Source organism: Roseibium sp., assembly GCF_965233565.1.
In the GTDB taxonomy this organism is placed as follows: domain Bacteria; phylum Pseudomonadota; class Alphaproteobacteria; order Rhizobiales; family Stappiaceae; genus Roseibium.
This window is the reverse complement of the sequence record NZ_OZ247494.1, coordinates 2,643,802-2,650,000: the sequence shown is the minus strand read 5'-3', so window position 1 is coordinate 2,650,000 and position 6,199 is coordinate 2,643,802. Positions and strand designations below refer to the sequence as shown.

The window sequence follows — 6,199 nt, the reverse complement described above, 5'->3', positions numbered from 1 at the left end:
CGGAGCGTTCTGTAAGTCTGCGAAGGGATACCCGTGAGGGGTCCTGGAGATATCAGAAGTGCGAATGCTGACATGAGTAACGATAAAGCGGGTGAGAGACCCGCTCGCCGAAAGTCCAAGGGTTCCTGCGCAACGCTAATCGGCGCAGGGTTAGCCGGCCCCTAAGGCGAGGCCGAAAGGCGTAGTCGATGGGAATGCAGTTAATATTCTGCAGCTTGGTGGTAGTGACGGATGCCGTGTGTTGTATCTCCTTATTGGATTGGGGGTGCAGCGAAGGTGTTCCAGGAAATAGCTCCACCGTATAAACCGTACCCGAAACCGACACAGGTGGACTGGTAGAGCATACCAAGGCGCTTGAGAGAACTATGCTGAAGGAACTCGGCAAAATGCTCCCGTAAGTTCGCGAGAAGGGAGACCTCAGTTCGGGCAACCGGATTGGGGTGGCACAGACCAGGGGGTGGCGACTGTTTATCAAAAACACAGGGCTCTGCGAAGTCGCAAGACGACGTATAGGGTCTGACGCCTGCCCGGTGCTGGAAGGTTAAGAGGAGGTGTGCAAGCACCGAATTGAAGCCCCAGTAAACGGCGGCCGTAACTATAACGGTCCTAAGGTAGCGAAATTCCTTGTCGGGTAAGTTCCGACCTGCACGAATGGCGTAACGACTTCCCCGCTGTCTCCAGCATAGACTCAGTGAAATTGAATTCCCCGTGAAGATGCGGGGTTCCTGCGGTCAGACGGAAAGACCCCGTGCACCTTTACTACAGCTTCACACTGGTATTCGTCACGACATGTGTAGGATAGGTGGTAGACGTCGAAGCAAGGGCGCCAGCTCTTGTGGAGTCACCCTTGAAATACCACCCTTGTCGTCATGGATATCTAACCGCGGTACAACAATATCCGGGACCGTGTGTGGCGGGTAGTTTGACTGGGGCGGTCGCCTCCCAAATGGTAACGGAGGCGCGCGAAGGTGGGCTCAGAGCGGTCGGAAATCGCTCGTTGAGTGCAATGGCATAAGCCTGCCTGACTGCGAGACTGACAAGTCGAGCAGAGTCGAAAGACGGCCATAGTGATCCGGTGGTCCCTCGTGGAAGGGCCATCGCTCAACGGATAAAAGGTACGCCGGGGATAACAGGCTGATGATGCCCAAGAGTCCATATCGACGGCATTGTTTGGCACCTCGATGTCGACTCATCACATCCTGGGGCTGGAGCAGGTCCCAAGGGTTTGGCTGTTCGCCAATTAAAGTGGTACGTGAGTTGGGTTCAGAACGTCGCGAGACAGTTCGGTCCCTATCTGCCGTGGGTGTAGGAGAATTGAGAGGATCTGTCCCTAGTACGAGAGGACCGGGATGGACGTACCTCTGGTGGACCTGTTGTGGCGCCAGCCGCATTGCAGGGTAGCTATGTACGGAAGGGATAACCGCTGAAAGCATCTAAGCGGGAAACCCACCTCAAAACCAGTTCTCCCTGAAGAGCCGTGGAAGACCACCACGTCGATAGGAAGCGTGTGGAAGTGTGGCAACACATGAAGCTTAGCTTTACTAATAGCTCGTTCGGCTTGATCGCTCTCATTAATCAATGTTCATCTGAAATCGTCCGGCATATCCGCCAAACCTTCGGTTTGGCCCTGCCGTACAATCCCAGATCATTTTAAGTGCGCTATCGTCCTTTGGACTACTTGAGCGCGTTTAAGATAATCAAAACCAAACAAGACCAGTTCACGAAAACAAACTGCGCTTCGCCGGCCTGGTGGCCACTGCGGGGAGCCCCCACCCGATCCCATCCCGAACTCGGCCGTGAAACTCCCCAGCGCCAATGGTACTGCATCTTAAGGTGTGGGAGAGTAGGTCGCCGCCAGGCCTGCAAATCGCAGTTTGAATCTCTTCAATTTGTCTGTCGCTCACGCGCGTACCGCCCTTTGGGCTGCGCTCCGCGGGGGCGGCCTGACCGGCCGGCGGCCACTTGGCCTTGCCTCCGCTGCGCTCCGGATCTCTTGTCCCATATCAGCGCAGTCTTCCGGTCAACCCGAAATGATGGGTGTGCCCCACATGGAGCAGCCCACGCGACGCCCGCAGATCCGAAGGATCGAGGACGCGCAAAACAAAAATGTCCGGGCAAAAAAAAGCCCACCGAGGATACTTCGGTAACCCGGAACCAAAAAATAACGCGGGATGGAGCAGCCCGGTAGCTCGTCAGGCTCATAACCTGAAGGTCGCAGGTTCAAATCCTGCTCCCGCAACCAAATTCGACAACAGCCTCATCCCGTCAGGGGTGGGGCTGTTGTCGTATTCGCTCAGCGAAAAACACGAAGCGGACCTGGCAAAACGGGCCAAAAAGGCCCGTTTGCCGGTTCACGACAAGGGCGAAGCCCGAAGGCGCAATGGAGCAACGCGAACATAAAACCCTGCTCCCGCAACCAACAAATAACCCGGCCAAAAGCCGGGTTATTTGTTGCAAGGGGGAAACGCTCTGAAACTCAGGCGTCGTTGCAGGTATCGGCTACCAGGTTCGCAACAGCCTGGCCTTCCGGCGTGTGCTCAAGCCAGACCAGTCTGTTGCGCAGCGCGGTGCTGGTTGTACCGCTGCGAGGATCCATGCCGAGGGTCTTAATAGATTCGCGGGTAAGGAACGCCCCGATCCGCATCCAGCCTGGCTGGTTGGCATAGTCGATACCGTGCTGGTTCAACAGGTCCAGTTTTTGTGCCGTCGACATGCCGTTCATTTGCTCATCGGCTGCATTGGGGGAGAGGTCGAGACTTCTCAGGTGCCAATAGCAGAAAGCTGTCAGGCTATTCCGTCTGGCGTCTTCCTGGCGCCAGCGGAAATAATCGATTGCGTCTTCGGTTTCAGGCAGTGGAATTACCCTGCAGTCAAAGGCACAGGGACGACCGAGCTTCAGCGAAAAGCAGGCGCTGGCCTCACCTGCATGCACGGAGTTCAGCTTTCGGGTCTTGCCGGCGAAGGGCACGTCTGTACCTTTCATCAGCAGGGAAATTTCGTCGCTCTGAGTATAACAAAGTTTGAAATTTGGTCCGGCCGCCATCAGATGTTCACAAGTGGCCTGCATGGCGCGGTGAAACCTGAGGTCAAACGGCTTGTCAAAATCGATCAGGTCCTTGGTCAGACGTGTGAAACCGCGGCCATCCAGTCTAAGAACAATCCAGTCGGAATCTGGGACAGGCTGGTCAAGACTGTTCTCAAACCGGCGCATCTTCTGATCAAAGACATCAAATCGCATCGGTTTGCCCCTGTTTCACCGCATGCCCCTCAGCGTCAACGACGTAGATCTCGCTGAAGCCTTCGTCCAGTCGAGGTGCCGTGAGTTTTCTGGCAGTCGCGAGGATACCCTTGTCCGGGATGCGCGATTTGCCCGTTCTGCCCGCGTTGCGTTCCAGGCATGTCTCCAGCGGCACATTGAAATAGTAAGCAAGGCTTCGAAATCGGGCTGCGGTCGCCGGGACGAGGTAGCGCAGACGATCTTCTGGAGCAGGATTGGTGTTGTCGACCACGAACCGCTGGCCAACTTCAAGGCAGGTCTCAAAAAGTGCCTGTTCGCGGCGTCTTGTCTTGAGCATGTCCAGGTTCAGCCGAACATGGCTGCCAGAAAACATTTGCTGATAGAAACTGGACTTCCCGCTTCCCTGAAGGCCAATAAAAACAATCATTTCCATCTCGAAAGACGCCTCGAGTTCGTGCCACGGCCCTTTGGGTCGCGGTATAAGGTACACAGCCAGGCGCCTGTGCCGTCGCTGCCTCTCAGCTCATAAGCGTTTCCCAATCAGGAGGCTAGTCCTGGCGCTGTTGGCAGAACGAAGAAAGGTGCGTGTCAGCCGTTATGATAGGGGGCGAAACACACGGCCTATGAGGTTCGGGCCTTCGGGGCGGAGACGAAACGATCCAGATCTCCGGTGAGGACAGGCCGAGTTCCCTGTTTGCTCAATCCTGTTCGGCAATCAGATCGCGTCCCATCTGGCGGAAGAGGTCCAGATAGTCGAGCATCACCCAGTTCTCCATGATCTTGGTGTTGGCACAGCGATAGAAATCCATGACGCGTAGCGTCAGGGACTTGCCGGTTGCCGGAACACCCAGGTAGTCGCCTCTGTGGGTCATGGTCATGGAGGGCCAGCCGCTGACGGCCGCATAGTTGCCATCGCCGATCCGGCAGTAGTGATCGCCGCCGACGCGGTCCGGAAACGCGGTTAGGAATGCGGCACGGTGGTCTTTTTCGAATCCACTCCAGCGGTAGTTGGAGCCGATGCCTCCCGGGCCGTACCAGAGCATGTCGTCATGCCAATAGCCGTCGTCGCCGGTTTGCCCTTTCGAGGTGAAGGTTTCAGGGTCAAAAGCCTTGAGGTCTGCGAGCATGGCTTCACAGAGATCGAGCGTCTTTTCACCGTCTGCCCGATCCTTCGGCAAGACACCGTCATGGGTTGCCGGGCCCGGAAACAGCATTTCCGTTCCAAGCATGTGCGGCAAGGGAAAGCGCCCGGCCTGCCGCATCAAGTCAAGAAGATCGATGATGATCTTGGCTTCAGAGATCCGGCCGTCCGGTTCGATCCGGTAGAATTCCCCGGACCGCAGGAAGGCGAGATGACCGGACGGTTTCACACCAAAAAGCGGCTCATCGAAATTTCCGAGATAGTGCGTGACGCTGGCCACCCAGTGTCCACCCGGGGCCCGGCGGTTGGGGCCGCCGATGAAAATTTCGTCCCGGCGGCGGGTGTTGGTGAGGGCGCGCTTCAGGGGGGTGTAGAACTCTTCGACGACCGCGTCCCGGCCCTGAAGCCGATTGAGAGGGTAAGCGACGTCAAAAATCACGTCGTCGCGCAAGTGCCTGGAAAACAGGTCCTTCTCGTCACCGGATCGGGATGTGAATATCGCGTTGAGAAAGCTGTGCGGTACTTGCCTGAAATCGGACATGGAAAACCCTAGCATGAAAGTCGGAAGTGGTGCCTAGGCACTATTTTGCATTCGTATGCAAAAAATTATTGCCAAAGTCTTATCTCTGTGTCTAGCTATTTTGCATAGGAATGCAAACTTAGCCGGCGGACGAATGAGGAGGGGACGCTGTGGCTGAAATCCAGCTGAAAAACGTGTCGAAACGATGGGGTGGATTTGTCGGTGTCGACGATTTCAACCTGACCATTGCCGATCGTGAATTCCTCGTTCTCCTGGGCCCGTCTGGCTGCGGAAAAACCACAACCATGCGGATGGTCGCCGGTCTGGAAGATCCCACAGACGGTGAAATTCTAATTGACGGTAAAGTGGTCAATTCGCTCGAACCCAAAGACCGTGACGTCGCCATGGTGTTCCAGAGCTACGCGCTCTATCCGAACATGAATGTCTACGACAATATTCGCTTTCCGCTGAAAGTCAGGGGCATCGATCCGAAGAGCCATGATGAGCGCGTCAAACGGGCAAGCGCGATGGTTGAACTGGATGAATTTTTGCATCGCAAACCGGCTGAACTCTCTGGCGGACAGCGTCAGCGCGTGGCTCTTGCCCGTGCGATCGTGCGTCAACCCAATGTCTTTTTGATGGATGAACCGCTGTCCAACCTGGATGCGAAGCTTCGGGTGTCGACCCGTGCACAGATCAAGAATTTGAGTCATGAGCTCGCCGTGACCACCATCTATGTGACACACGACCAGATCGAAGCGATGACGCTGGCCGACCGGGTTGTTGTCATGAAGAAGGGTGTTGTTCAGCAGGTTGGCAGCCCGACGGAAATCTATGACCGCCCGGCCAACACCTTTGTCGCCGGGTTCATCGGCAGTCCGGCGATGAATCTGATCGAAGGCACTTCATCAGGTGGCAGCTTTCACGCAAAAAATGTCGAGTTTGCCGAGCTGTCCGCACCCAATGGACCGCTGACCCTTGGGTTCCGCGCCGAAGACGCTTCTGTGGTCGAAAGCGGGGGGCAGATCAACGCACCCATCTACACACTCGAACTGTTGGGGGATGCCACAATGGTGTCCGTGCGCATTGGAGGGACGCTGATCAGCGTACGCGCAGACAAGAACTACAGGGCCGAGATTGACGACATAGTGTCGATCTCGGTGCCATCTGATCACCTGCACTTGTTTGACGGCCAGACAGGTGCACGGATCGAGGGGTAATGGGAAAGAGATAATCGTCTCCGGGGTCGTCAAACGGGGACATTTAGATGCGTGGTTGCAAGGCGCATCCGTCATCATGG

At 56.1% G+C, this 6,199-nt stretch carries 4 protein-coding genes, 1 tRNA gene and 2 rRNA genes (1 of these 7 cut by a window edge); 4 read left to right on the top strand and 3 right to left on the bottom strand.

Translation table 11 applies throughout. From position 1 onward, the window contains the following. From ACO6TG_RS12165 to ACO6TG_RS12155, 3 genes are all read left to right on the top strand, one after another. Positions 1 to 1,566, top strand: a 23S ribosomal RNA gene (locus tag ACO6TG_RS12165) (it extends 1,155 nt beyond the left edge of the window). A gap of 179 nt (positions 1,567 to 1,745) precedes the next feature. Further along, a 5S ribosomal RNA gene (rrf, locus tag ACO6TG_RS12160) occupies positions 1,746 to 1,860 on the top strand. Between the two features lie 305 nt (positions 1,861 to 2,165). Continuing rightward, positions 2,166 to 2,242: transfer RNA gene (locus ACO6TG_RS12155), tRNA-Met, on the top strand. A gap of 234 nt (positions 2,243 to 2,476) precedes the next feature. On the opposite strand, the gene ACO6TG_RS12150 is transcribed toward ACO6TG_RS12155, so the two are convergent. The 3 genes from ACO6TG_RS12150 to ACO6TG_RS12140 form a co-directional block, all read right to left on the bottom strand. Next, complete coding sequence (locus tag ACO6TG_RS12150) at positions 2,477 to 3,238, bottom strand: tRNA(His) guanylyltransferase Thg1 family protein (RefSeq protein WP_422378413.1); 762 nt, start codon at positions 3,236 to 3,238, stop codon at positions 2,477 to 2,479. Continuing rightward, a complete protein-coding gene (locus tag ACO6TG_RS12145; RefSeq protein WP_422378412.1) occupies positions 3,228 to 3,671 on the bottom strand; it encodes an AAA family ATPase in 444 nt (147 codons plus the stop codon). The genes ACO6TG_RS12150 and ACO6TG_RS12145 overlap by 11 nt, the downstream gene beginning before the upstream one ends. A gap of 265 nt (positions 3,672 to 3,936) precedes the next feature. Further along, a complete protein-coding gene (locus ACO6TG_RS12140) occupies positions 3,937 to 4,920 on the bottom strand; it encodes an ester cyclase (RefSeq protein WP_422378411.1) in 984 nt (327 codons plus the stop codon). A 149-nt stretch (positions 4,921 to 5,069) separates the two neighbouring features. On the opposite strand from ACO6TG_RS12140, the gene ACO6TG_RS12135 reads away from it, so the two are divergent. Continuing rightward, entirely contained in the window at positions 5,070 to 6,119 is a 1,050-nt protein-coding gene (locus tag ACO6TG_RS12135; RefSeq protein ID WP_422378410.1) for an ABC transporter ATP-binding protein, read from the top strand. Positions 6,120 to 6,199 lie beyond the last annotated feature (80 nt).

What these genes read in the sequence shown, in the direction of transcription:
- ACO6TG_RS12140 (WP_422378411.1), bottom strand. Translation starts at nt 4,920, where the DNA reads ATGTCCGATTTCAGGCAAGTACCGCACAGCTTTCTCAACGCGATATTC.
- ACO6TG_RS12150 (WP_422378413.1), bottom strand. Translation starts at nt 3,238, where the DNA reads ATGCGATTTGATGTCTTTGATCAGAAGATGCGCCGGTTTGAGAACAGT.
- ACO6TG_RS12145 (WP_422378412.1), bottom strand. Translation starts at nt 3,671, where the DNA reads ATGGAAATGATTGTTTTTATTGGCCTTCAGGGAAGCGGGAAGTCCAGT.